Source organism: Achromobacter sp. JCM 18799 (genome assembly GCF_055395645.1).
This window is the reverse complement of record NZ_AP043866.1, coordinates 2972613-2998383: the sequence shown is the minus strand read 5'-3', so window position 1 is coordinate 2998383 and position 25771 is coordinate 2972613. Positions and strand designations below refer to the sequence as shown.

Genomic DNA, 25771 nt, shown 5'->3' with positions numbered 1-25771 from the left:
GCCGGTCCAGGCAGCGTCCAATCACAAATTTTGATGCGCGCCATCAATGCGGGCGCCCCGGCCGGGCGGGGCGCCGTGCCTGGCCCGCTAGGCCGTGGCGGATACGCCGCGTTTCATGGCCTGGGCCTGCTTCTCCATCACTGCAGTGATCTGCTGCTGGATCTGCATCGCCTGGGCATTGAGCGCCATCAGTTGCTGGGCCTTCATTTCGGCCGGCATGCCGCTGGCCTTGACCTTGGCGATCTGGTCCATCACGCGCTTGAGTTGCTTCTGCAGTTCCTTGATCTGGCGCGTGTAGGCGTCGTCGTTGCTGGAGTCTTCGGTTTCCTTGGCTTCCTGCACCTTGCCCATTTTCAGGCCGCCGGGGTTGTTGACGCGGATCTTGCCGTCCGCGGACACCGTGCTCGTTTCCGCGTCCGAGGCGCTTTTGGCTTCCTTGTTGGCGCGGATCTTCTGCGCCCAGAGGTCGGCCAGGCTGTTGATTCGGGAATTGCCGCTGATGGGATCGATCGCCATGATTGCTCCTGCCGCCTATGAGGATTTCGGGGTTTTCACTAGTACGGCATTCTGACGGCGAACTTAAGCATTGCTCCCCGTTTGCAGCCCCCTTTACACTGGCGCCCGCTCACACCCGACACCTACTTTGGGATATCCATGTCCAATTCCTACTTTCCGCGCTGGCGCCTGGCGGACGACGCCGAGCCCGGCGTCATCATCGCGCCCGACGAAAGGCTGTCCTGGCCCAAGAACGTGGCCATGGGCGCCCAGCACGTGGTCGCCATGTTCGGCTCCACCGTGCTGGCCCCGTTGCTCATGGGCTTCGACCCCAACGTCGCCATCCTCATGTCGGGCATCGGCACGCTGATCTTCTTCCTGTTCGTGGGCGGCAGGGTCCCCAGCTACCTGGGTTCCAGCTTCGCCTTCATCGGCGGCGTGATCGCCGTGACCGGCTATGCCGGCGGCGGGGCGAACGCCAATATCGGCGTGGCGCTGGGCGCCATCATCGCCTGCGGCCTGGCCTACACGTTGATCGGGCTGATTGTCTGGTTCGTCAACGCGCGCGCCGGGGGCGGCGCGAACTGGATCGACACGCTGATGCCGCCCGTCGTCACCGGCGCGGTGGTGGCGGTCATCGGCCTGAATCTGGCCCCTATCGCCGCCAAGGGCGCGATGGGCGCGTCGGGCTTCGACAGCGTGATGTCCATGGTCACCATCCTCTGCGTGGGCGGCATCGCCGTGTTCACCAAGGGCATGGTGCAGCGCCTGCTGATCCTGGTCGGCATGATCCTGGCCTGCGTGGTGTACGGCATCCTCGCCAACGGCATGGGGCTGGGCAAACCCATCGACTTCTCCGGCGTGGCGGCCGCAGCCTGGTTCGGCCTGCCGCATTTCGCCGCGCCGGTGTTCAAGGCCGAAGCCATGGGCCTGATCGTGCCTGTCGCCATCATCCTGGTGGCCGAGAACCTGGGACACGTGAAGGCTGTCAGCGCCATGACCGGGCAGGACCTGGACCGCTATCTGGGCCGCGCCTTCGTCGGCGACGGGGTCGCTACCATGGTGTCCGGCGCCGTGGGCGGCACGGGCGTCACCACCTACGCCGAGAACATCGGCGTGATGGCCGTCACGCGCATCTATTCCACCCTGGTGTTCGTGGTGGCCGCCCTGATTGCCATCGTGCTGGGCTTTTCGCCCAAGTTCGGCGCGCTGATCCAGATGATCCCGGCGCCCGTGCTGGGCGGCATGTCGGTGGTGGTGTTCGGCCTGATCGCCATCGCCGGCGCCCGTATCTGGGTGGTCAACCAGGTGGACTTCAGCGACAACCGCAACCTCATCGTGGCCGCGGTCACGCTGGTGCTGGGCGCGGGAGACTTCACGGTCAAGCTGGGTAACTTCACGCTGGGCGGCATCGGCACCGCTACCTTCGGCGCCATCATCCTGTACGCCTTGCTGCGCCGCAGGAAGTAAGCGGCGCGGCCATGCGCGGACCTGGCGTCGCGCGCATGGCCGGCTGGCGCGCCTAGGTGCGCGACAGCCGCGAGGTTGCGGCCGTGCCGGTCAGCGCCACCGGCGCCGCCTCGATCACCTGTCCTGATTGCGTCTTGAATACCGAGGTGGCTTCGGCCAGGCGCCGCGCCTGTTCTTCCATCGCGGCCGCCGCGGCCGAAGCTTCCTCGACCAGCGCGGCGTTCTGCTGCGTCACCTCATCCATCTGCGAGATCGCCAGGCTGACCTGGTCTATGCCGCCGGCCTGTTGTGCCGAGGCGGCTGAGATCTCGGCCATGATCGCCGCCACCCGCTGCACGGAATCCACGATCTCCTGCATGGTCTGCCCGGCGGCAGCCACCTGGGCCGATCCCGCCGCCACGGTGTCCACGGAGGCCTCGATCAGCGTCTTGATCTCCTTGGCGGCTTGGGCCGCGCGCTGGGCCAGCGAACGGACTTCGCCCGCGACCACGGCAAAGCCCTTGCCCTGTTCGCCAGCGCGCGCGGCTTCGACGGCGGCATTCAACGCGAGGATGTTGGTCTGGAAAGCGATGCTGTCGATCACCGAAACGATGTCGGAGATGCGCCTCGAGCTGTCCGAGATGCCGTGCATGGTGGCTACCACCTGTTCCACGTTCTGGCCGCCACGCTGCGCCACGTCCATGCTGACCGAGGCCAACTGATTGGCCTGGGCGGCGTTTTCCGCATTCTGCTTGACGGTCACCGCCAGCTCTTCCATCGTGGATGCGGTTTCCTCCAGCGCCGCGGCCTGTTCTTCGGTACGTACTGACAGGTTGGAGTTGCCGGCAGCGATTTCCGCCGCGCCCACGTTGATTTCATCCACGCCCTGGCGCACGGACGTGACGGTGCGGGTCAAACCTTCCTGCATGCGCTTGAGCGAGGCAAAGAGGACGCCGATCTCATTGTTGGAGCGGGTTTCCACGCGGTTCGTCAGGTCGCCCGCCGCGATGCGGTCGAAGTGCCTGCCGGCCTCCTGCAGCGGACGGAGCACGGCGCGCCGGATGAAGGTCCAGCACAGCGCCGTCAGCAGCAGCGCGGCCGATATCAGCGCGACCGCCGAGATCCGGGCGGTGGAGTAGGTTTGCTCCGAGCTTGCCAGCACGCCGTCGCTGCGCTCCTGGACCCGGGCCAGGAAGGCTTGCATGTCTTTCATGAAGTAGGCGTCGGCCTGGGGCAGCCGTCCCTCGTCCTGGCGGAACTTGGCAGGCGCGCGTTCCTTGAGGTCGGCTTCCAGCCTGTCCAGGATGGCGGCGTATTCGGTGAAGCGGCCCTGTAGCGTCTGGGCCAGCTCCTGGCCGCGCGGGCTTTTGGGCACGGCCATGTAGCGGGCGAAACGCTCGCGCGCCTGCTTCAGATGGCTGGCGGCTTCCTCGCCGGCCAGCCCGGCTTGGTCCATGCTGCCGGCCTGCATGGCAGCCATGCCTGCACCGAGCGCCAGCCGCGCGCGCAGCAGGGCGGCGTTGGCTTCGTAGAGCGGGTCGACCTGGTGGACCGCGACATTGTTCAGATCCTTGATCTCGGTCACGCTTTTCTCGGCGTTCATCCAACTCAAGCCGCAAGCCAGCGCCAGGGCGATGACGAAGCAGCCCAGCACCAACAGCATTCCAGTACGGACTTTCAATTTTTCCAGCATGAGAGCTCCTCGTTCTTGAACGCGATCCGCCGTGTTGGGAACGGCCCAGGCCGCCCGCTGCGCGGCGGAACGGCGAACGTCGCGCCGGGTGGCTGCGATGCGTCCGCCTCCACTGCAACTACCCGCAAAAACAAGACTCCTGCGCGTGGCAAGTGCTTGCGGTCTGCAAGCTGCAGCCAAACGGTATCCAGTTGGATGTATTAAATTGTCATGAATGACACAATTTGTTGTTTTATACTGATTCAGTCCGTTTTTGCTGGCGTTTTTTGGAGGTAATCCCTGGTTGTTGCAAAAAACTATCGAAGAGTAGTTTTTATGCCACACGTGCACCAAGGAATCGCGGCGACGGGCCTGCGCGATCCGGTCCAAGATCGGATCGGAAAAATTGGAAAAAATGACGGGTTTTAGCGGGTTACAGCGGCGAAATGCGGCGAAAACGGCGGTTTCTCCGGCGGCTTGCAATTCCCGTGGACTTTGACCACAATATGACCTTGATTGCCCCGGTTCCGACCCGAGCCGGGGTTTTGTTTTGGTCGTCCGCGCCGCTTGCCAGTTTTGCTTTCACTCGGCTGCCTGCGCGCGCCAGGATTCCGACCTTCACCGAGAACGCTCCGTCCGGGGCGTTTTCTACTTTTGTTTGGGAAACGACATGTCTGCCATTCCTTTGACCGTGCGCGGGGCCGAGCGCTTGCAAGAAGAGCTCCAGCGGCTGAAAACCGTGGAACGTCCTGCCGTTATCAACGCGATCGCTGAAGCGCGTGCGCAGGGTGATCTGTCGGAAAATGCCGAGTACGATGCTGCTCGCGAGCGCCAAGGCTTTATCGAGGGCCGGATTGCCGAGCTTGAAGGCACGCTTTCCAACGCCCACCTGATCGATCCTACCGCCTTGGATGCCGAAGGCCGCGCCGTGTTTGGCGCCACCGTCGACATCGAGGACCTGGATTCGGGCGATCGTGTGACGTACCAAATCGTCGGCGACGTTGAAGCCGACATCAAGTCGAACCTGATTTCCGTGTCGAGCCCGGTGGCCCGCGCGCTGATCGGCAAGAGCGAAGGCGACGTGGTCGAGGTCAAGGCCCCGGCTGGCGTTCGCGAGTATGAAGTCCTGGGCGTGCGCTACATCTGACGCCGACGTAGTAAGCTGGAAGTTGTCAAAACACCATAGTCCGAACCGTGCGTTCGACTGAATTCCGCGGTTTAATGCGGATCGCTATGGTGGACCGGGCGCGTAAAGCGCCCGTTTTTGTGCCCGCACTTACCTTTTCGTCGTCTTGCGGCTGGTGCCGCTGCGTGCTCCGGCCCGCAGGCTGAGCGCGCTGCCGGCGCGGCGGGGAATGCCGTGACCGCTGGCGGTGGTCTTCCTGGTGCCAGGGCGCATGGGCTTGCCGTTCTTGTTGAGCTGGTCCTGGGGCACGAAGCGCGTCTTCGGCTTGGGCTCTTCGGATTCGCTGCGGCGCGGGCGCTTGGCCAGGGTCTTGCCTTCGGCGGCCAGCTTCTTGGGCGTGTGCGGCTCGGAGGCGCGGCGCTTGGCGGGGCGTTCAGGTTCCATGGCGGCCAGCGCGGCGGGCTTGATATTGCCGGCCAGCGGGCGGAACAGGATCAGGGTTTTGCCCAGATGGTGCACGGGGGCGCAGGAAAGCGTGTCGCAGATGGTCGACAGCATTGCGTCGCGGGCCTCGCGGTCATCGCCGCCGGCGCGCACCTTGATGAGGCCGTGCGAAGTCAGCGCCAGGTCGATTTCCTTGAGCACGGCTTCGGTCAGGCCGTTGTCGCCGATCAGGACGACGGGGCGCAGAGGGTGAGCGGCGGACCGAAGGTCGCTGCGCTCACGAGAGGTAAGTTCTAATATAGGCATGCGTGGAATTGTACGGTAATGGCCAAGAATAAATTCTCCAAAGACTGGATTCACCAGCACATCAATGATCCCTATGTGAAGCTGGCGCAACAGAAGGGCTACAGGGCCCGCGCCGCCTTCAAGCTGATCGAGATCCTGGATACCGAGAAGCTGATGCGCCGGGGCGACCTCGTGGTCGACCTGGGGTCGGCGCCCGGCAGTTGGTCCCAAGTGGCGCGCGAGCGCCTGGCGGGGCCGGGCGGGGTCGTGGACGGACGCATCATCGCGCTCGATATCCTGCCCATGGAGCCCGTGGCGGGCGTTGAATTCATCCAGGGCGACTTCCGCGAAGATGAAGTTTTGAAACAATTGGAAGACATGGTCGGATCGCGCGCGGTGGATCTTGTTATTTCCGACATGGCCCCCAACTTGTCAGGGGTGGGTATTGCCGACTCCGCGCGCATCCAGCATGTATGCGAGTTGGCGATGGAATTCTCCTGCGCCCACCTCAAGCCCAACGGGGCGCTGATCGTCAAGGCTTTCCACGGCAGCGGCTTTTCGCAGATCGTGGAATCCTTCAAGCAGCGCTTCAAGCGGGTGGTCGAACGCAAGCCGAAGGCATCGCGGGACAAATCCTCCGAAACCTTTCTGGTTGCGCGCGATCTGAAGTAGCCCGGGTCCGGGGCGCGCCGCCTCGGATTCGAAAAACCTACAGCCTGCCGGGACAACGACCAGAAAATTCGCGAATAAGACAAAACTCAGAGGGGCTCAGGCATCCCGGGACGCAATCTGGTCTGACAGGGTAGAATGAGCTATTGACATACTTGTGACTGTGCCATATGCGGGTGCGCGGTCGCCGGTCGGAATCGAAAGCAGGAGATCGACCTTGAATAATTCATTTTCGAAAGTCGCTGTCTGGATGGTGATAGCCCTCGTGCTGTTCACCGTCTTCAAACAGTTCGACGGACGCGCTCAGACCCAGGACGGCGTGACCTACACGCAGTTCATGGACGACGCCAAGGCGGGACGTATCCGCAAGGTCGACGTCCAGGGCGACGTGCTGTACGTCACCCCTGACGCGGGCCGCGCCTACACGCTGACTTCGCCGGGTGACCTCTGGATGGTCTCCGATCTGCTGAAGTACGGCGTCCAGGTGTCGGGCAAGCCGCGCGAAGAGCAGTCGCTGCTGATGAGCATCTTCGTGTCGTGGTTCCCCATGCTGTTGCTGATCGGCGTCTGGGTGTTCTTCATGCGCCAGATGCAGGGAGGCGGCAGGGGCGGGGCGTTCAGCTTCGGCAAATCGCGCGCCCGCATGCTCGACGAGAACACCAACCAGATCACCTTCGCCGACGTTGCCGGCTGCGACGAAGCCAAGGAAGACGTCCAGGAACTGGTCGATTTCCTGCGCGACCCCAGCAAGTTCCAGAAGCTGGGCGGCCGCATCCCCCGCGGCGTGCTGATGGTCGGCTCGCCGGGTACCGGCAAGACGCTGCTGGCCAAGGCCATCGCGGGCGAAGCCAAGGTGCCGTTCTTCAGCATCTCGGGTTCCGACTTCGTTGAAATGTTCGTCGGCGTGGGCGCGGCCCGCGTGCGCGACATGTTCGAAAACGCCAAGAAGCACGCTCCCTGCATCATCTTCATCGACGAAATCGATGCGGTCGGCCGCCAGCGTGGCGCCGGCCTGGGCGGCGGCAACGACGAACGCGAGCAGACGCTGAACCAGATGCTGGTGGAAATGGACGGCTTCGAGTCCGGCCAGGGCGTCATCGTCATCGCCGCGACCAACCGTCCCGACGTGCTGGATCCCGCGCTGCTGCGCCCGGGCCGCTTCGACCGCCAGGTCGTGGTGCCGCTGCCCGACATCCGCGGCCGCGAGCAGATCCTGAAGGTCCACATGCGCAAGGTTCCGCTGTCGCCCAACGTCGATGCGACCGTGCTGGCGCGCGGCACCCCGGGTTTCTCCGGCGCCGACCTGGCCAACCTGGTCAACGAAGCCGCGCTGTTCGCCGCCCGCCGCAATGGCCGCACGGTCGACATGTCCGACTTCGAAAAGGCCAAGGACAAGATCATCATGGGCGCGGAACGCCGCTCCATCGTGATGCCCGAAGAGGAACGCAAGAACACCGCGTACCACGAGTCCGGCCACGCGATCGTCGCCCGCCTGCTGCCCAAGACCGACCCGGTCCACAAGGTCACCATCATCCCGCGCGGCCGCGCGCTGGGCGTGACCATGCAGCTGCCTGAGACCGACCGCTACAGCATGGACAAGGGCCGTCTGCTGTCCACCATCGCCGTGCTGTTCGGCGGCCGCATCGCCGAAGAAATCTTCATGGACCAGATGACGACGGGCGCCTCGAACGACTTCGAACGCGCCACCGCCATCGCCCGCGACATCGTCACGCGCTACGGCATGACCGACGAGCTGGGCCCCATGGTCTATGCCGAGAACGAAGGCGAAGTGTTCCTGGGCCGCAGCGTCACCAAGACCACGCACATGTCGGAAGCCACCATGCAGAAGGTGGACACCGAGATCCGCCGCATCATCGACGAGCAGTACAGCGTTGCCCGCAAGATCCTGGAAGACAACCGCGACAAGGTCGAAGTAATGACCTCCGCGCTGCTCGAATGGGAAACCATCGACGCCGACCAGATCAACGACATCATCGAGGGCCGTCCTCCGCGTCCCCCGAAGACGCCTCAGGGCCCGTCGGATACGTCCGACACGCCGCCCACGGGCCTGGCGGCTGGTGGCAATACGGCTGCCGCTGTCTGAGGCTGCTCATCCTGAGTTATGGCAAATAACTTCCTTTGCGGGCGCTTCGAGTTTGATCTCGAGCGCCCGCTTGTCATGGGTATCGTCAATGTCACGCCGGACTCGTTTTCCGACGGCGGCCAGCATGACGATACGGATTCCGCAGTGGCGCATGCGCGCCAATTGATCGCCGAAGGCGCCCAGATCCTGGACCTGGGCGGCGAGTCCACGCGTCCCGGGGCCGACCCGGTCTCAGTGGCCGACGAACTGGCCCGGTTGCTGCCGGTGGTGGAGGCGCTGCGCGATTGCGGCGTGCCCCTGTCCATCGACACCTTCAAGCCGGAAGTCATGCGCGCCGTGCTGGATGCCGGCGCGGACATGATCAACGACATCTATGGCTTCAGGCAGCCGGGCGCTGTCGAGGCGGTGGCCCATACGTGCTGCGGGCTGTGCGTGATGCACATGAAGGGCGAGCCTCGCACCATGCAGGCCGCCCCGCCCGAGTACACCGACCTGATCGGTGAAATCGGGCTTTTCCTGGGGGCTCGCGCGCACAAGCTGCGCGCGGCCTGGATCGATCCTCGCCGCATCGTGCTGGACCCGGGCTTCGGCTTCGGCAAGACGGGCGACCAGAACTTCCAACTGCTGCGCCGGCTGTCGAGCCTGCGCAGCGCCGGTTATCCATTGCTGATCGGCCTGTCGCGCAAAACCATGATCGGCCAGGCTACCGGCCGGCCCGTGGACGACAGGTTGCCCGGCAGCATCGCCGCGGCGCTTGCCTGCGTGGCGCGTGGCGCTTCCATCGTGCGGGTGCACGATGTGGCGGCCACGGTCGACGCGCTCAAGGTATGGCACGCGGCAGAACAAGGAGCACTCAGTTCATGATTCGACGTAAATATTTCGGTACCGACGGGGTCCGCGGCGAAGTCGGCGGTCCGGTGATCAACGCCGAATTCGCGCTGCGTCTGGGTTACGCGGCCGGCCGCGTCCTGGCGCGTGAGCACGCCGTACGCGGCGGCAGCCGTCCGCAGGTCGTGATCGGCAAGGACACGCGGATCTCTGGCTACATGCTGGAGTCGGCGCTGGAAGCCGGTCTGTCGGCGGCAGGCATCGATGTGCTGCTGGCAGGCCCGGTGCCCACCCCCGCGGTGGCCTACCTGACCCGCGCGCTGCGTCTGGTGGCGGGCATCGTCATCAGCGCTTCGCACAATCCGTACCAAGACAACGGCATCAAGTTCTTCTCGGCGCAAGGCATGAAGCTGCCCGACGAGATCGAGGCAGCCATCGAAGCCGCCCTGGACGAACCGCTGGGTTGCGTCGCGTCGGAGGCCCTGGGGCGCGCGCGCCGCATGGGTGACGCGCAGGGCCGCTACATCGAATTCTGCAAGAGCACCTTCCCCAACGATCTGGACCTGAATGGCATGACGATCGTGGTGGACGCCGCCCACGGCGCCGCCTACAACATCGCGCCGCACGTGTTCCGCGAGCTGGGCGCCGAAGTGCACGCCATCGGCGTCAATCCGGACGGCTTCAACATCAACAAGGGCGTGGGTGCGCTGCATCCCGAGCTGCTGGCCAAGGAAGTGCATGCCCGCGGCGCCCAGTTGGGCATCGCGCTGGACGGCGACGCTGACCGCCTGCAGATGGTGGATGGCGAAGGCCGCATCTACAACGGCGACGAACTCATGTACGCCATCGTCCGCGAGCGCATGCAGCGCGGCAAGGTGGACGGCGTGGTCGGCACGTTGATGACCAACTTCGGCTTCGAGCGCGAAATGCAGCGCCTGGGCGTGGGCTTCGAGCGCGCCAACGTCGGCGACCGCTACGTGCTGGAGCAGATGCAGGCGCGCGGCTGGTTGTACGGCGGCGAGAGCTCCGGCCACCTGTTGTGCCTGGACTGCCATTCGACCGGCGATGGCATCGTCGCCGCCCTGCAGGTCCTGACCGCGCTGCGTCGCAATTCGGTCGGGTTGTCGGAGTGGGTGAGCGACCTGCGCATGTATCCGCAGAAGATGATCAATGTGCCGCTGACTCCGGGCCAGGACTGGAAGACGCACGCCGGCCTGAGCGCCGCGCGCAAGGCCGTCGAAGCCGAGCTGGACGGCCGCGGCCGCATCCTGATCCGCGCCTCGGGCACCGAGCCGAAGCTGCGCCTCATGGTCGAAGCCGAAGATGAGGCCCTGGCCGTATCCTGCGCCGAGAAGCTTGCGGCCAGCCTGGGATAAACGCGGACCTGCGATTTCGAACAAGGCCACCCGGCGCGTGACGGGTGGCCTTGTTTGTTCAAGGGTTGTATAGATTTGTAAAGTTTTGTCGATTTGGGCGGAAGATTGATTTATCCGCTCCGGACTAAACTTCATAGTCACGTAACATATTGGTCAAGTCTTTGACATACAGGGCGTCCACACTGGCTGGACTCTCTAGGAGCTTCGCGCAATGCTGGAATTAGCACGCATCAATCCGAGCCGTAATGCCGCAGAACCTTGGACCGGCGCCGCCGCCAAGGTGCTGGTGGTGGGCTTGGCGCGCACCGCTGAAGAAATCGAGCAGATTCAACGCCTGCGCTACGACGTCTTCACCGAGGACATGGGCGCGGTGTTTCCCGACGCCCAGGACGGCATCGAGCATGACCGCTTCGATCCGTATTGCGAACATCTGATGGTCCGCGAGCTGGACACGGGCCGCGTGGTCGGCACCTACCGGATCCTGACGCCGGAAAAGGCGCGGGAGGCCGGCGGCTACTACTCGCAGTCCGAGTTCGACCTGTCCGGGCTGGGAGCGATCCAGGACGAGCTGGTCGAAGTCGGCCGCTCTTGCACGCACCCCGACTACCGCAGCGGCGGCGTCATCATGCTGCTGTGGTCGGGCCTGGCCGAATACCTGCGCCGCGGCGGCTATCAGTACGTGCTGGGTTGCGCCAGCGTCAGCCTGCGCGACGACGGCGTTACCGCCGCCGAAGTGTGGCGCACCATCTCCAAGCAGCTGCCGCAGGGCGACGAGCCGCGCGTGACGCCGCTGCATCGCTATCCGGTGGAGAAGCTCAACAGCACCTTGCCGGCGCGCGTGCCGCCGCTGATCAAGGGTTACCTGAAGCTGGGCGCCAAGGTCTGTGGCGAGCCCGCCTGGGACCCGGATTTCAACGCCGCGGATTTCCCGGTCCTGCTGAAAATGGACCGCATGGACGAGCGCTACCGCCGCCATTTCGGGCTGGATCAGCCCGCAACCGCCACTGCCCAGCGCTGAGGCCACCATGCGCCGCCTGTTCCGCCGCATGAAGATCAGGTTGATACGGCGGGCCACCAGGCCTTTGCGCATGGAGCTAAAGCGGCTGGATCGCGAGACCGATCTGTCGCCGTTTTAGTGCATCGGCCCCGCAGCGCGGGGCCGGAACAGGGCGGGCACGCTCGCGCCGCCCGGCTGGTTCCTCAGAACTCCAGCAGTTCGAATGAAAAGCCCACCTTGTTCCACTCAGCTTCTTCCGCGCGCAGCGTGAAGTCGCTCAGGGGGTGCTGCGCCAGCCATTCGCGGTTGACCCGCACCACGATGGAGTTGTCGCGCACCGACGCGGTCAGCGGCAGCGGTTCGATTTCATTGCGGCGGCGGAACAGCAGCACCGCCAGCCGCAGGCTGAGGATGGCCTTCCATTGCGCGCGCGAACGTACCAGGGGTTCCAGCTTGGTCAGCTTGCCCTGGTGGCCGAGCGCGAGCAGCGCCAGCAGTTGCTGGTCGGCGCGCGAGAAGCCCGGCATGTCGGCGTTTTCCAGCACGTAGGCGGTGTGCTTGTGGTATGCGTTGTGGGCGATGGACAGGCCCACTTCGTGCAGGTCGGCCGCCCAGCCCAGCGCGGGGCGCAGCTCGGCGCGTTCCGGGCCGTCCGGGAACATGGCGTCGAACAGGGTCAGCGCGGCGTGGTGTACGCGGCGCGCCTGGTTGACGTCGACGTGGTAGCGCTTCATGAACTGGCGCACCGATTCATCGCGCTTGTCATGCTCGTCGTCGCGGCCCAGCAGGTCGTACAGCACGCCCAGGCGCAGCGCGCCGTCGCCGGTGTGCATGACGTCGATGCCCAGCTCGTCGAACAGGGCGCTCATGATGGCCAGGCCGCCCGGCAGGACGTCCGAGCGTTCGATCTTGATGCCGGGCAGTTCGGACGGAATCACGCGGCCCGAGCGGATGATGCGGTCTTTCAGCTTGTTCAGGCCGGCGCGCGTGATGCCGCGGTCCGAGAAGCGGCATTCGGTCAGGATGGCGAACAGCGCTTTGGCCGTGCCGGAAGAGCCGTAGGCTTCCTTCCAGCCCATCTTGCGGTACTGCTTGGCGATGACTTCGATCTCGCGGCGCGCGGCCAGCTCGGCCTGCTTCATCTGGTGCGCGTCAACCACGCCGTCCGAGAAGAACTGGCGGCTGTAGCTGACGCAGCCCATGTACAGCGAGGACATCAGGCCGGGCTCATGGCTCTTGCCGATGATGACTTCGGTGGAGCCGCCGCCGATGTCGATGACCAGGCGCTTGTTGGGCGAAGGGGGCAGGGTGTGGACCACGCCCGAGAAGATCAGGCGGGCCTCTTCGCGGCCGGCGATGACTTCGATGGGAAAGCCCAGGGCGGCTTCGGCTCGCGGCAGGAAGTCGCGGGTGTTGCGGGCGACACGGAAAGTGTTGGTGGCGACGGCGCGGACCCGGTTGGGGTGGAAGCTGCGCAGACGGTCGCCGAAGCGTTCCAGCACGGCGATGGCGCGGTCGATGGCCTCGTCGCCCAGCCTTTTTTCGGAGTCCAGGCCGGCCGCAAGCCGGACGGTTTCCTTGAGGCGGTCAATCTGATAGATCTGGGGCGTACCGTCCTGTTGAACGATGCGTCCGATGGAGAGGCGGAAGCTGTTGGACCCGAGGTCCACCGCGGCCAGAAGTTGATCCATGCGGCTCGTAAATATTGTCTGAGAGGTGGCCCGATTATAGAGATCCCATGTGACAGCGCTTCCGCGCGCGCTTTTTTTCTTATGGAACAGGGGTTTGCGGCATCTGATCGGCCTGCTATGCGTCCCGGTTTTGGCGTACGCTACGTATTTGCTGCTGTGTCATGGAACCGTCACCTTTTTGCAGTAAAACTCCACGCTCTCACTACGTATGGAACCCGGTATGCCCTCACGCCCTCCTGCCGAGCCTTTGCTTCTGAACCGCGAGTTGTCGCTGCTGAAATTCAACGAACGCGTGCTGGCGATGGCGGAGAATCCCAAGACTCCCTTGCTGGAACGCCTGCGCTACGTCTGTATCGTCAGTTCCAACCTGGATGAGTTCTTCGAGATCCGGATTTCCAGCCTGAAGGAGCAGCAGCGCCAGTCGCCGAATCTGGTGGGACCCGATGGCATGACGCCGGACCAGGCGTTCGACAACGTGCAGCAGGCGGTGCATGCGCTGGTGTATCGCCAGTACAACCTGCTCAACGACGAGATCCTGCCGGCCATGCACGCCGAGGGCATCTCGCTGCACCATGCATCGGAATGGAATCCGCAGCAGCAGGAATGGGCGCGCGAGGTCTTCAACCGCGACGTGATGCCGCTACTGACCCCGATCGGGCTGGATCCGGCGCATCCGTTTCCGCGGGTCTACAACAAGAGCCTGAATTTCATCGTGTCGCTGTCGGGCGCCGATGCCTTCGGCCGCCAGGCCTCGATCGCCGTGGTGCAGGCGCCGCGCGCCTTGCCGCGCCTGATCAAGATGCCGCAGGAGCTGTCGGGCCAGCCCGAGGGCTACATCCTGCTGACCTCGCTGCTGCGGGCCTTCGTGGGTGAGCTGTTTCCGGGGCTGGAAATGCTGGGCTGCTACCAGTGGCGGGTCACGCGCAACAGCGACCTGTTCGTGGACGAGGAAGAAGTCACCAACCTGCGCCATGCCTTGCAGGGCGAGCTGTCGCAGCGCAACTTCGGCGCCGCCGTGCGCCTGGAGATCGACAAGCTGACGCCGGTCGAACTGGAACACTTCCTGCAGCGCGAGTTCTCGCTCAAGGCGGAGGATACCTACCGCGTGCCGGGGCCGGTGAACCTGTCGCGCCTGATGCAGCTGTGCAATTCGGACTCGCGGCCGGACCTGCTGTTCCCGGATTACCGCGCCCCCGTGCCGGCGCCGTTCGACCGTGTGGGCGACAAGCCGGCCGAGCTGTTCGAGGCCGTGGCCGAGCAGGACCGCCTGCTGCACCATCCCTACCAGTCGTTTCAACCCGTTATCGACTTCCTGACCGCCGCCGCGCTGGATCCGGACGTCATGGCGATCAAGCAGACCATCTACCGCACCGGCGAAGACTCCGAGCTGATGAAGATCCTGCTGGCCGCGGCGCGCGCCGGCAAGGAAGTGACGGTGGTGGTGGAACTGATGGCGCGCTTTGACGAACAGACCAACATCAACTGGGCCTCCAAGCTGGAAGAGGTGGGCGCGCACGTGGTGTACGGCGTGGTGGCGCACAAGACGCACGCCAAGATGGCCGTGGTGCTGCGCCGCGAAAAAGGGCGCCTGCGCCGCTACGCCCACCTGGGCACCGGCAACTACCACCCGCGCACGGCTCGGCTGTACACCGATTTCGGGCTGCTCACGGCCGATCCCAAGCTGTGCGAGGACATGGACAAGGTGTTCGCGCAGTTGACCGGGCTGGGCGCGCGCCGCTCGCTCAAGGCGCTGATGCAGTCGCCCTTCACCATGCACGACGGCATGGTGGCGCTGATCCGCGCCGAGGCCCGCGCGGCCAAGGCCGGCAAGCGTGCGCGCATCATGGCCAAGATGAACTCGCTCTTGGAAGAGCAGATCATCGAAGAGCTTTACAAGGCGGGCCAGGCCGGCGTGAAGATCGACCTGATCGTGCGCGGCGTATGCGCGCTGCGCGCCGGCGTGCCGGGACTGTCCGAGAACATCAGGGTGCGTTCCATCGTCGGCCGCTTCCTGGAGCATTCGCGGGTCTTCTACTTCTATGCCGAGGGCGAAGAGACCGTCTACCTGTCGTCCGCCGACTGGATGGACCGCAACTTCTTCCGCCGGGTCGAGATCGCCTTCCCGATCTACGACAAGACCCTGAAGAAGCGCGTCATCGACGAAGCCTTCACCTACGCCCTGCGCGACAACCAGCTGGCCTGGCAACAGCTTCCCGACGGCGACTACACCCGGGTCAAGAGCCGCCGCGAGCCTTTCAACGTGCATCAGTACCTGATGCAGAAGCTGGGTGTGTAACGTCCGCCGCCCCGCCCGGGGCGGCTTCGGAAGCAAGGCCTCCCGTATGTTCCGCCCCCTTTAAGAAGGCGGCGTTCGAGGCAAATCCTCCCCAGATCCAGGCCGCGCGGATCCGGCTTCGCCGGTCCGCCACCGGCGCCCCCCTGGGGGGAGGCGCGCAGCGCCTCGGCGCGGGATCATGACTGTCACTATCCTGTCATGTAGGGCTTCTAATATTCGAGGGTCGCTGAAAGACAGGCAGTTTTCCAAGCCTGCCAGACTCCTCCAACGAGCACAGAAGGAACCCTGATGTTCAAACGTGTCTTCAAACAAGTTTCCCTGGGCGTCGCGCTGAGCGCCGCCGTGTTTGCCGTCCAGGCCGCCGACGTGACCGGCGCCGGCGCTTCGTTCCCGTACCCGATCTACGCCAAGTGGGCCTCCGACTACAAGGCCGCCACCAATAGCGCCGTCAACTACCAGTCCATCGGTTCGGGCGGCGGTCAGCAACAGATCATCGCCAAGACGGTTGATTTCGGCGCTTCCGACGATCCCATGAAGGCTGCCGATCTGGAAAAGAACGGCCTGCTGCAATTCCCGGCCGTCATCGGCGGCACGGTTGCCGTGGTGAACATCGACGGCGTCGAACCCGGCAAGCTGAAGCTGTCGGGCAAGGTCCTGGCCGACATCTTCCTGGGCAAGATCAAGAAGTGGGACGACGCCGCCATCAAGGCGCTGAACCCCGACTTGAAGCTGCCGGCCGCCGACATCATCGTCGTGCACCGTTCGGACGGCTCGGGCACCACCTTCGGCTGGACCAACTACCTGTCCAAGGTGTCGCCGGACTGGAAGTCGACCGTGGGCGAAGGCAAGGCCGTCAAGTGGCCCGTGGGCCAGGGCGGCAAGGGCAACGAAGGCGTCGCCGCCTACGTCGGCCAGCTGAAGAACTCGATCGGCTACGTGGAATACGCCTACGCCAAGCAGAACAAGCTGGCCTGGACGCAGCTGCAGAACAAGGACGGCAAGTTCGTCCAGCCGGAACAGAAGGCTTTCGCCGCCGCGGCCGCCAACGCCGACTGGAAGAGCGCGCCGGGCATGGGCGTGGTCCTGACCGACGAGCCGGGCGCCGATTCCTGGCCCGTCACCGCCGCCACCTTCATCCTGGTCCACAAGTCGCAAGACAAGCCGGCGCAGGGCAAGGCCGTGCTGGAATTCTTCGACTGGGCCTTCAAGAACGGCGCCAAGTCGGCTGAAGCCATGGACTACGTGCCGCTGCCGGAAGCCGTGACCAAGGAAATCCGCGCCGCCTGGGGCGAAGTCAAGGCCGCCGACGGCAAGGCCGTCTGGCAATAAAGGCTTGAGCGCGAGGGAGGCCGGCTGACAATGCCAATCTCCGTCGCGCGCAATCCACAGCGGCCGCCGCTGGCGTTCCGGGTACGGAATGCCTGCGGCGGTCCGCCGCAAGACCTTCGCAGTTTCTCCCCTGGTTTCCTAAGGAAAGTCCATCCATGAGCGCGGTAATGGATAATAGTGTGCCGCTTTCGCCCAGCGTGGCGGACTCCGTGACTACCGGCACGCCTTCGCCTATGAAGCAAAATAAAAACGCGCTGATGGATGCGCTATTCAAGAACCTGACCCGCCTGTTCGCCTTCCTGGTGTTCATCCTGCTGGCGGCGATTCTTGTTTCCCTGATCTACGGCAGCCGCGAATCGTTGGCCAAGTACGGCCTGTCGTTCCTCTGGCTCAACGACTGGGATCCGGTCAATTCCAACTACGGCGCGGTGGTGCCCATCATCGGCACGCTGCTGACCTCGGCCATCGCCCTGATCATCGCGGTGCCCGTGTCCTTCGGCATCGCCATCTTCCTGACCGAACTGTCGCCCACCTGGCTGCGCCGCCCGCTGGGCACCGCGGTCGAAATGCTGGCGGCGATTCCGTCCATCATCTACGGCATGTGGGGCCTGTTCGTCTTCGTCCCCGTGTTCCAGCAGTATGTGCAGCCTTTCCTGATCGCGACGCTGGGCAGCCTGCCCGTGATCGGCGGCATCTTCGCGGGGCCGCCTTTCGGCATCGGCATCTTCACTGCCGGCCTGATCCTCTCGATCATGATCATCCCGTTCATCGCCGCGGTCATGCGCGACGTGTTCGAACTGGTGCCGGCGATGCTCAAGGAGTCCGCCTACGGCCTGGGCAGCACGACCTGGGAAGTGATGTGGCGCGTGGTGCTGCCCTACACCAAGTCGGGCGTCATCGGCGGCATCATGCTGGGCCTGGGCCGCGCGCTTGGCGAAACCATGGCCGTGACCTTCGTCATCGGCAACGCCTTCAAGTGGTCCGGTTCGCTGTTCTCGCCGGGCAACTCGATCGCTTCCGCGCTGGCCAACGAATTCAATGAGGCGGGCGGCATACAGAAGTCGGCGCTGCTGGAACTGGGCCTGATCCTGTTCCTGATCACGACCATCGTGCTCGCCCTGGCCAAGATGCTGCTGGTCCGCTTGTCCGCCAGTGAAGGCAAGAAAACCTGACGCGCCGCGAGCACAAGGAAAACATCATGGCTGTATCCGTACTCAATATGCAGAACGGCACCTATCGCCGGCGCCGCGTGGTCAACCGCATCATGCTGACCATTTCGCTGGGCACCCTGGTGTTCGGGCTGTTCTGGCTGTTCTGGATCATTCTGACGCTGCTGATGAAGGGCGCGCCCGCGCTGTCGTACACGCTCTTCACCGAGATCACGCCGCCGCCCGGACAGACCGGCGGTCTCATCAACGCCATTTTCGGCAGCGTGATGATGGCTGGCGTGGGCACGCTCATCGGCACGCCCGTCGGCATCCTGGCCGGCACCTACCTGGCCGAATACGGCCAGCGCGGCTGGCTGGCGCCGGCCACGCGCTTCCTGAACGACGTGCTGCTGTCGGCCCCGTCCATCATTATCGGCCTGTTCATCTATGCCGTGTACGTGGCCCAGGTCGGGCACTACTCGGGCTGGGCCGGCGCCATCGCGCTGTCCATCCTGGTGATCCCGGTGGTGGTGCGCACCACCGACAACATGCTGCTGCTGGTGCCCAACAGCCTGCGCGAAGCGGCTGCCGCGCTGGGTTGCCCCAAGTGGCGCATGATCACCATGGTGTGCTATCGCGCCGCCAAGACCGGCATCATCACCGGCGTGCTGCTCGCCATTGCCCGGATCTCGGGTGAAACCGCGCCGCTGCTGTTCACCGCGCTGTCGAACCAGTTCATGTCCCTGAACATGAACGGCCCGATGGCCAACCTGCCGGTCGTGATCTACCAGTACGCCGCCAGCCCCTTCAAGGACTGGAACAACCTGGCATGGGCCGGCGCCACGCTGATTACGCTGCTGGTGCTGGGCATCAACATCATCGCCCGCAACATGTTCCGCAAGTAAAGATCGCTTTGCCGGCGCGCCTGGGGCGCGCCGGAGCCAAGGGAAACCAAATGGAAAACACCGCTACCGCCGTCAAGAACAAGATCGAGGTCAAGAACCTGAACTTCTACTACGGCAAGTTCCATGCGATCCGCAATGTGAACATGTCGATCCAGGAGAAGAAGGTCACCGCCTTCATCGGCCCGTCGGGCTGCGGCAAGTCCACGCTGCTGCGCACCTTCAACCGCATGTTCGAGCTCTACCCCGGCCAGCGCGCCGAGGGCGAAATCATCCTGGACGGCGAAAACCTGCTGACGGCCAAGACCGACATCTCGCTGATCCGCGCCAAGGTGGGCATGGTGTTCCAGAAGCCCACGCCGTTCCCCATGAGCATCTACGACAACATTGCCTTCGGCGTGCGCCTGTTCGAGCGCCTGTCCAAGGGTGAAATGGACGAGCGCGTGGAATGGGCCCTGAGCAAGGCCGCGCTGTGGAACGAAGTGAAGGACAAGCTGCACCAGAGCGGCAACAGCCTGTCGGGCGGCCAGCAACAGCGCCTGTGCATCGCGCGCGGCGTGGCCATCAAGCCCGAAGTGCTGCTGCTGGACGAGCCGTGCTCGGCGCTGGACCCGATTTCGACCGCCAAGATCGAAGAGCTGATCGCCGAACTGAAGAACGACTACACCGTCGTCATCGTGACGCACAACATGCAGCAGGCCGCGCGCTGCTCGGACTACACCGCCTACATGTACCTGGGCGAGCTGATGGAATTCGGCCAGACCGACCAGATCTTCGTGAAGCCTTCGCGCAAGGAAACGGAAGACTACATCACGGGCCGTTTCGGCTGATCGCCAGCGAGACGGGCCGTCGCCGGACGCACGGCCAGAGACAGGCATAGGCCAGGCGGGCCGAGATCTGGTATAGTTGCCACCCTTCGGGGCGTAGCGCAGCCTGGTAGCGCATCTGCTTTGGGAGCAGAGGGTCGTGAGTTCGAATCCCACCGCCCCGACCAATAAAATCAAGGGCTTACGTGTACAACGCGTAAGCCCTTGTTCAATTTTCGGGCTTCATGGGTACACCAGTGGGTACACCAAGAGGGCCATGCCGGTTCAGCAGTTTCTCGCGCGTCTTTAGCCGCCGAGCGCTGGCTAGCGTTGCGCGACCCATTGGTCGATCTCAGAGGCGACCCATCGCGACGCGCCGTCAATCTTCCTCTGGCGCGGGAACTGTTGATTCTTGATGAGCGCATAGATTTTGCTTTTCTTGAGCGACACAACTCTTTCGACATCTGTCAGTCGGTAGAGCCTGTCACTGCTAGCGCCAACTGCTGCATTGGGGAGGGGTTTGTCGTTCTGTAAGCTGCTCATCCAAAGATCCTTGAGTGCTTAGTGGCGATGCGAGCATTCAATGCCTACGCCACTTTGTCCAATACGTTTATGTGAAGTTCGCTGGAGAAAGTCGCGAGAGGGGCGTGGCGCTTCTATTGGCCAGGTTGAGGCAAATCGGGAACCGGGTCTCCGATAGCCGCATTCCACGACCACCAACCGCCGGCTCCGTAGGTCTCGTCATAGTGGGCTGCCTTGTCCTTCTTGCGAGTCTGATAGTCCGACGTGCTTAATCCCCATACCTCAAGAGGGGCGGGAACGGCCAGGTCGCGGAGCCAGAAGTCGGGGAATACCGCATCCTCTCCGGCGTCGAAGCGCAGGGGCTTTTCGAACCGGCGCTTCTCGGCGACGAGCTTCTCGGCGATGAGCGCTTCGTATCCGGAGTCGACGGGAATCCAGTCACGCGTAATCTGCATGAGCGAAACGTCGACGACCTGAGCGCGCATGCTGCCGCCGGAAGATCTGGGTGGATCCGTCTGGGCCACGGCGATGATCGGATTGCCGGCTCGCCAGGCGTCGATTTCGCGGGCAAACCGGCGTTCTATGGAGGCCCAGATTGCATCGTCCACGGCAAGGTGCGGTATACCGTGAAAGCCGGCGATGGGCAGTATGCTGCTGCCGTCCATCCCTTCCTGGTGTTGGGCAAGGGGAGCAACCACCACCAGTCGCCGCCGCTGGGTAATGGCGTCCAGGCTCTTTGCCTTGTTCTGTCCAGCCTGCTGCCCAGAGGCTGACGGTGTGGCAATGACCAAGTTCTGCGAAAAGCGAACGCGGCCTGCATAGGTCGACATTGCAACGCGCATGAGATGGTGATGTACGACGCCCAGGTTGCGCTTACCCTCCATGCTAGGCGCCCAAGTGTGCAGGCCTGCTTGTGTCCAGAGAAAATGAAGAAGGCCAAGCAACGTCATGCTGGCCTGACCGGAGCGAGGTCGGGGCGTGCCGGCCTTGGTTTCAGCCGGTCCGCTGTTCTCACTGTCTTGGGGCGCCACAGCCGCGCGCTGCTGCAGCCCAACCTTGAGCTTGATCTTCACTGCGCCGTCATCAAGCTCCTGCACCACGCCACGGCGATAGGAGCCGAGGCCAGACATGTTGGGATCGACCCCGTAGTAAACGCAGTCTTCGCTGTGCTCCGCCCCGGTTTCAGGAAACCGGGCGAGGTGGAATCTGTCGGAGTTCGCGCGACTGTGGATCGACAATCGCTTCTCCCCATCGCCAGGACACGTGCATCGCACATCCGCCTTTCCGTGAGCCATTAGCAGCACTCGCTTCCAGCCATCCTTGAACTCGTCCTGCGTTTGGAATTCAGGCGAGTAGGGGCGTTTATTTGAGCCGAGAGTTACTTCTACCGGGTACAGCTTGCGGTCCATCGTTTAGCTCCCGACGGTGGCGCACAGCGTTGTGCTCACGACTTGCTGCTTTGCGCAGTCGGCTTTCGCATCGGAGTAGACGAGGTAGACCGCATAGGCCGCCACGAATATCAAGGCGGCAAGCGTCCAAACGATAAATTGCTTCATCATGAAATTCCATGTGCGGGATGGCGTGTACGGTGGGAATCAGAAGATGCGAGAGCGTCGCTGATAGCTGAGCGGGGGTCTCTACGGCATGCCAGTGCGACTCGCTTCTGGACCTGAACGCAGGATGTTTAGCTGCTAAACAGGTTGAGCCAAGCTCGCCTAATTTTCTTGTGTGGCCACATCCGGATCGGAGCGCTCGGCCAGGCCGTGTTTAGCTGCTAAACACGGCTTGGAATGCTGAACGCCGATTCGGATGCCGCCAGCGAGATACCACGACGCTGGCGGACTCCTGCCGACTTGCACGGCGCAGGCCAGTTGTTTTCCTGACCTGATGTTCGCCCAACCCGTTACTCGCCACGGGGGGCAGATAGATGCTGCTTTGGGCGCTCGCGCCCTTCTAGGATCTGAAGGGCTGGGTAAGGGGTGGAATCTCTGATTCTTTCCATGCTCACTCGAGATCTAGGTGGTCTTCCAGGGTCTGCGCCTGAACAGATTTTTTCAACTTGGTGGCTTCACCGAGTCGGGCTTCACGGGCCTCTACGTGACCAATAGATTTTTGCCGCTTGTTTTTGTCCCCAGGGCCTGCGATTGATCGCGGCTGCTCCCCTTGGCGTCGCTTCGCAGCGGACGCAGGACGGTACTAATATTTCGTATTGTGAAAGAGCAAGACTAATGATTTCTCACCAGTACTGAAAATATAACTGAAGTCATAATTCGAAGCAATACTTAAGTTATAAAAAAGTCATGTTGTGTTGCTTCAGTCGCGTTCGGTTACCTTGCGGGCCGGAAAATACAACGGAAGTGATGAAGCGACAAATCCCCTAGGTGGAGAGAGACGGGGATGATGATTTGTGGGCAGACCGCGCGGAAACTTTGGACGGATTTTTGGCGGGGGCTCACGCAGTTCTTTTGGTCTCGGAGGCACCAGCGATGAAGTCTGCCAAGCGCATGTCGAGTTCATTCTGTTTAGACGGCGATAGGCGCTCGAAGTCTTGGAGCCGAGCCACCTTGAACGGCCAGTATCCATCCCGGGACGTCGAAGAGTCTTCCACCCCGTACACGAGCCAACTAGTGCTGACGCCGAGCGCGCGCGCCAACTCGGCGGTGTGCCGCGTGGCTCCGCCGCGCTCGATCTTAGCGATCGCTGCTTGGGAGACGCTAGTGCGAGCCGCCAGCTCCTCCTGAGTCAGAACGAGCTCCTTGCGCCGCTGCTTGACCCGAAATCCGATCGCCTTGAGATCCATCCGCGAAGCGTATTCGTGTAGTTGTATACGGTCAAAAACCAAAGGAATAAAATCAATTGACCGTGAAATAACCCAAGTTATAAAATTGCAAAATGATGAATCTAGACGACTCTGGCCAGTACGGCCCGTCCTATCCCGCACTCAAACGCGCTATCGCCTTAGCTGGTACCCAAGAGGCGCTCGCTCGCATCCTGGGTGTGACCCAGCCGGCCGTCAACAAGATGTTGAGAAGCAAAGCTCCGCTTGGAGCACACCACTGTGTACGGATCATGGCTCACCTTGCAATTTCGCGCCAAGAACTTCGACCTACCGACTTCTGGGACGTATGGCCGGACCTCCCAAGACCGCTCTCAAATGCGAGCGGAGAAGACACAAGCTCGAACCCGCCGTTTACGGGCTAATCGAGCGCGGACACCTTTCACGAGGAAATCGAATGACGATGAAGATCGCTGTTGTTGCCCAGAACAAGGGTGGCGTCGGCAAGACCGCTGACGCCGTCCACATTGCATTTCATGCCGCCGAACGAGGTCTCAAGACGCTCGTCGTGGATCTGGATACTGGAAATCTATCCAAAACTATGCGGCAGCACCGTCTCGAGGTGCCGGCGAGCGCACTGTTTCTCGACGAGGCACCCGCCATACCCGAGGACACCGGCCCGATTTCCCTGCTGCACGCAGACCGGCTTCTGGCCAACGTCATCTACATGCCAGTAGAACGGGCCCTTCGTAATTTCCCGGTAAATCTGCGCGAGTTCGAAAAGCAAGGGTTCGACCTCTGCGTGATCGATACACCCGCCAGCATTGGGATTGCCACCATTACTGCGCTGCGCACGGCGGACGCGGTGATCAGCCCGGTCGAGATGGAGGACTACAGCATCGAAGGCATCAAGGACATGATGCGTGTGATCGTAGGTGCTAAGCAGCACAACCCGAAGCTGCACTTCTTGGGCATCGTGCCGAACCGCGTGGACCGCAGAAATCCGCGCCAGGTCAAACATCTTGCCGAGGTACAAGCCGCACACGGCAAACTTCTGGCACCCGTTGTGGTGTGCCTGCGTACCAGCGTTGCAGAGGCATTGGCGGCAGGAGAACCCGTCTGGAAAAGCAGAAAGACGACTGCGCGCGCGGCAGGCGCTGAGATGCGCGCCCTCGGCAATCACGTCTTGCAGACCATGGGAGTGGCGAAATGAGTTTAGCCGCTAAACAAGGTGATGCCGGCGGCCTGGACTTGGCCGGCTTGGGCGATCTGGCCGCGATGCTGGACGGAGCACCGCTCCAGGCGCGAGAACCCGGCATGTACGACATAAGCCGCATCCATGAGGACGAGCGGAACTCGCGTAGCGAAGAGAATCCGGGATACAGCGCAGAAAGCATCGGCGAACTTGCGGAATCGTTCAAACGCCGTGAGCGCCAGGGCAAGCGCGGCATCAAATCTCCTTTGTCGCTGCGGCCGCACCCGACCATCCCTGGAGACTTCGTTATCAATCACGGACACCGGCGCTTTCGCGGCGCGAAGGTCGCAGGCCTGACGTCAGTGCCGGGCTTTGAGGATCCTGATTTTGATGACGTGGATCAGGTCATCGAGAACGTGCAGCGCGAGAATTTGACCTCTCGCGAGATTGCAGACTTTATCGGCGGCAAGCTGTCAGCAGGCTGGAGCCAGGCTGACCTGGCACGTGAGCTTGGGAAATCCAGAGCCTGGGTGAGCCATCATGCCGGCCTACTCACGCTGCCCGAACCCGTAGCCGAAGCCGTCGCGGCGGGAAAGGTCACAGACGTTACCCTGGCCAACGAGTTGGCCGCAGCGCATCGCGAAGATCCCAAGGCCGTCGCGGATCTTCTGAACGCGTCAGAAGCGAAACCCACCCGGTCCGCAGTGAAGGCGATTCGGAAATCGGGAGGGGCGAAGCAAAAGTCACACGAAGCACTTCCGCACGAGGCGCCGCAGTCATCACCCGATGAGGCGACAGCCCGTGCGGCGGTCGCGCAGTGCTCCACCCAAGTGTTCCTTGCAAAAGATTCAAGCACTCCATCCGCACCAGGCGAACTTCCCCAAGCCGTCGGCCAGGAATTTCAACGAAGCATGGATCGCCTCGAGGAGCATAGACGGGATAGCGCCCGTCCTGCACTTCGAAAGAAGGGGACTGATGCCCTGGCACGCCTCCTCAACATCGCAAAGACCGATACTGGCCAAAGCAAACGCGTGGCGGACTTTCTGCTCTCGTGGTGGAACGCGACCAGCTGCGGCGGTTTTGACCTGACTGACTTCTGGAGCGTCGATGCCGAGATAGCCGATGACATGCTCGACGTGATTGGACTGGTCCGTCAAACGTGCGCATATCCAGATATCTTGGGAGCCGAGATTCATGGACAGTTCAAGGCACTCGTCGCGCTGTGGCGTCCGGCGCTCTGCGACGCCTGACAGATTATTTAGCCGCTAAACACACCGAAAGAGGAGCCACCGATGGAAAGCGCTCTCGCCAAGATCAATGCCCAGATTCAGGCACTCCAGCGTCGAGCTGAAAGTCTCCGCCTGAATGGCCGGGCAGCGGCCCTTCAGAAGATCATCCGACAGATGCGCGACTTCCAAATTTCACCGGAAGATATTCAAGCCGCATACGCACAGAAAAAGGCCGCGCGGCTTAAGCGAAAGACGGCCCAGGGCAAAGGGGACTCTCGTAGCGTTGTGGCACCGAAGTACCGGCATCCAGAGTCCGGCGACACTTGGAGTGGCCGTGGACGCGCACCCCGCTGGCTCGCCGCGGCCGAGCGCGCCGGCGCCAGTCGGGAACATTTTCTCATCTGACAGCGAGAAGCAGCCTGATTGCGGCGG

The 25771-nt window shown here is 63.1% G+C and carries 24 protein-coding genes and 1 tRNA gene; 17 read left to right on the top strand and 8 right to left on the bottom strand.

Features of this window, described 5'->3' with window-relative positions; translation table 11 throughout:
• Positions 1-87: 87 nt before the first annotated feature.
• Positions 88-516 carry a hypothetical protein gene (locus ACZ5YA_RS14050; RefSeq protein WP_280015489.1) on the bottom strand — a complete coding sequence of 143 codons (429 nt, stop codon included), beginning with the start codon at positions 514-516 and terminating at the stop codon, positions 88-90.
• Between the two features lie 138 nt (positions 517-654).
• On the opposite strand from ACZ5YA_RS14050, the gene ACZ5YA_RS14045 reads away from it, so the two are divergent.
• Positions 655-1965 carry a solute carrier family 23 protein gene (locus ACZ5YA_RS14045; RefSeq protein WP_059380161.1) on the top strand — a complete coding sequence of 437 codons (1311 nt, stop codon included), beginning with the start codon at positions 655-657 and terminating at the stop codon, positions 1963-1965.
• A 52-nt stretch (positions 1966-2017) separates the two neighbouring features.
• On the opposite strand, the gene ACZ5YA_RS14040 is transcribed toward ACZ5YA_RS14045, so the two are convergent.
• Positions 2018-3637 carry a methyl-accepting chemotaxis protein gene (locus ACZ5YA_RS14040; RefSeq protein WP_464092671.1) on the bottom strand — a complete coding sequence of 540 codons (1620 nt, stop codon included), beginning with the start codon at positions 3635-3637 and terminating at the stop codon, positions 2018-2020.
• A gap of 649 nt (positions 3638-4286) precedes the next feature.
• Between ACZ5YA_RS14040 and greA the strand changes: the two genes are divergently transcribed.
• Positions 4287-4763: a transcription elongation factor GreA gene (gene greA / locus ACZ5YA_RS14035; protein WP_054451366.1), complete on the top strand. Its 477-nt coding sequence runs from the start codon at positions 4287-4289 to the stop codon at positions 4761-4763.
• Positions 4764-4892: 129 nt separating this feature from the next.
• Here the strand turns inward: greA and ACZ5YA_RS14030 are convergent, their stop codons facing one another.
• The gene (locus tag ACZ5YA_RS14030; RefSeq protein WP_059380159.1) at positions 4893-5492 is read right to left on the bottom strand and encodes a YhbY family RNA-binding protein; all 600 of its coding nucleotides are present in this window, start codon (positions 5490-5492) and stop codon (positions 4893-4895) included.
• 18 nt (positions 5493-5510) lie between these two features.
• On the opposite strand from ACZ5YA_RS14030, the gene ACZ5YA_RS14025 reads away from it, so the two are divergent.
• The 5 genes from ACZ5YA_RS14025 (at position 5511) to ACZ5YA_RS14005 (ending at position 11466) form a co-directional block, all read left to right on the top strand.
• Positions 5511-6143: an RlmE family RNA methyltransferase gene (locus ACZ5YA_RS14025; RefSeq protein ID WP_054451364.1), complete on the top strand. Its 633-nt coding sequence runs from the start codon at positions 5511-5513 to the stop codon at positions 6141-6143.
• A 214-nt stretch (positions 6144-6357) separates the two neighbouring features.
• The gene (gene ftsH / locus ACZ5YA_RS14020) at positions 6358-8244 is read left to right on the top strand and encodes an ATP-dependent zinc metalloprotease FtsH (protein WP_054451363.1); all 1887 of its coding nucleotides are present in this window, start codon (positions 6358-6360) and stop codon (positions 8242-8244) included.
• Between the two features lie 18 nt (positions 8245-8262).
• A complete protein-coding gene (folP, locus tag ACZ5YA_RS14015) occupies positions 8263-9108 on the top strand; it encodes a dihydropteroate synthase (protein WP_464092670.1) in 846 nt (281 codons plus the stop codon).
• Positions 9105-10448, top strand: a complete 1344-nt coding sequence (gene glmM, locus ACZ5YA_RS14010) for a phosphoglucosamine mutase (protein WP_419340814.1) — start codon at positions 9105-9107, stop codon at positions 10446-10448. Before folP ends, glmM begins: the two co-directional genes overlap by 4 nt.
• A 211-nt stretch (positions 10449-10659) precedes the next feature.
• The gene (locus tag ACZ5YA_RS14005) at positions 10660-11466 is read left to right on the top strand and encodes a GNAT family N-acetyltransferase (RefSeq protein ID WP_059380156.1); all 807 of its coding nucleotides are present in this window, start codon (positions 10660-10662) and stop codon (positions 11464-11466) included.
• A 182-nt stretch (positions 11467-11648) separates the two neighbouring features.
• Here the strand turns inward: ACZ5YA_RS14005 and ppx are convergent, their stop codons facing one another.
• Positions 11649-13136, bottom strand: a complete 1488-nt coding sequence (gene ppx, locus ACZ5YA_RS14000) for an exopolyphosphatase (RefSeq protein ID WP_118932911.1) — start codon at positions 13134-13136, stop codon at positions 11649-11651.
• 220 nt (positions 13137-13356) lie between these two features.
• On the opposite strand from ppx, the gene ppk1 reads away from it, so the two are divergent.
• From ppk1 to ACZ5YA_RS13970, 6 genes are all read left to right on the top strand, one after another.
• On the top strand, positions 13357-15432 hold the full coding sequence (gene ppk1, locus ACZ5YA_RS13995) for a polyphosphate kinase 1 (RefSeq protein ID WP_059380154.1): 2076 nt from the start codon (positions 13357-13359) through the stop codon (positions 15430-15432).
• A 288-nt stretch (positions 15433-15720) separates the two neighbouring features.
• The gene (gene pstS / locus ACZ5YA_RS13990; RefSeq protein WP_054451357.1) at positions 15721-16761 is read left to right on the top strand and encodes a phosphate ABC transporter substrate-binding protein PstS; all 1041 of its coding nucleotides are present in this window, start codon (positions 15721-15723) and stop codon (positions 16759-16761) included.
• A 155-nt stretch (positions 16762-16916) separates the two neighbouring features.
• Entirely contained in the window at positions 16917-17933 is a 1017-nt protein-coding gene (gene pstC, locus ACZ5YA_RS13985; protein ID WP_059380153.1) for a phosphate ABC transporter permease subunit PstC, read from the top strand.
• Positions 17934-17959: 26 nt separating this feature from the next.
• Positions 17960-18814, top strand: coding sequence for a phosphate ABC transporter permease PstA (gene pstA / locus ACZ5YA_RS13980; RefSeq protein WP_118932910.1), 855 nt, complete (start codon positions 17960-17962; stop codon positions 18812-18814).
• Positions 18815-18864: 50 nt separating this feature from the next.
• Entirely contained in the window at positions 18865-19641 is a 777-nt protein-coding gene (pstB, locus tag ACZ5YA_RS13975) for a phosphate ABC transporter ATP-binding protein PstB (RefSeq protein WP_006221056.1), read from the top strand.
• An 87-nt stretch (positions 19642-19728) separates the two neighbouring features.
• Positions 19729-19805 (top strand) — tRNA-Pro (locus tag ACZ5YA_RS13970).
• A 136-nt stretch (positions 19806-19941) separates the two neighbouring features.
• Here the strand turns inward: ACZ5YA_RS13970 and ACZ5YA_RS13965 are convergent.
• The 4 genes from ACZ5YA_RS13965 to ACZ5YA_RS13950 all read right to left on the bottom strand — a co-directional run bounded on the left by ACZ5YA_RS13965 (position 19942) and on the right by ACZ5YA_RS13950 (position 22939).
• Positions 19942-20160, bottom strand: a complete 219-nt coding sequence (locus ACZ5YA_RS13965; protein ID WP_152385277.1) for a helix-turn-helix transcriptional regulator — start codon at positions 20158-20160, stop codon at positions 19942-19944.
• Positions 20161-20273: 113 nt separating this feature from the next.
• A complete protein-coding gene (locus ACZ5YA_RS13960) occupies positions 20274-21548 on the bottom strand; it encodes a DUF1173 family protein (protein WP_152385276.1) in 1275 nt (424 codons plus the stop codon).
• Positions 21549-21551: 3 nt separating this feature from the next.
• On the bottom strand, positions 21552-21698 hold the full coding sequence (locus tag ACZ5YA_RS13955) for a hypothetical protein (RefSeq protein ID WP_180098131.1): 147 nt from the start codon (positions 21696-21698) through the stop codon (positions 21552-21554).
• Positions 21699-22591: 893 nt separating this feature from the next.
• Positions 22592-22939 carry a helix-turn-helix domain-containing protein gene (locus ACZ5YA_RS13950; RefSeq protein WP_152385275.1) on the bottom strand — a complete coding sequence of 116 codons (348 nt, stop codon included), beginning with the start codon at positions 22937-22939 and terminating at the stop codon, positions 22592-22594.
• A gap of 92 nt (positions 22940-23031) precedes the next feature.
• Between ACZ5YA_RS13950 and ACZ5YA_RS13945 the strand changes: the two genes are divergently transcribed.
• From ACZ5YA_RS13945 to ACZ5YA_RS13930, 4 genes are read left to right on the top strand one after another with little or no spacing between them, the layout of a single operon-like run.
• A complete protein-coding gene (locus ACZ5YA_RS13945; RefSeq protein WP_152385274.1) occupies positions 23032-23340 on the top strand; it encodes a transcriptional regulator in 309 nt (102 codons plus the stop codon).
• A 32-nt stretch (positions 23341-23372) separates the two neighbouring features.
• Positions 23373-24128 carry a ParA family protein gene (locus tag ACZ5YA_RS13940; RefSeq protein ID WP_227741283.1) on the top strand — a complete coding sequence of 252 codons (756 nt, stop codon included), beginning with the start codon at positions 23373-23375 and terminating at the stop codon, positions 24126-24128.
• A complete protein-coding gene (locus ACZ5YA_RS13935) occupies positions 24125-25360 on the top strand; it encodes a DUF7673 family protein (protein ID WP_152385273.1) in 1236 nt (411 codons plus the stop codon). The genes ACZ5YA_RS13940 and ACZ5YA_RS13935 overlap by 4 nt, the downstream gene beginning before the upstream one ends.
• A 42-nt stretch (positions 25361-25402) precedes the next feature.
• On the top strand, positions 25403-25744 hold the full coding sequence (locus ACZ5YA_RS13930; RefSeq protein ID WP_152385272.1) for an H-NS histone family protein: 342 nt from the start codon (positions 25403-25405) through the stop codon (positions 25742-25744).
• The last annotated feature ends 27 nt before the right edge of the window (positions 25745-25771 follow it).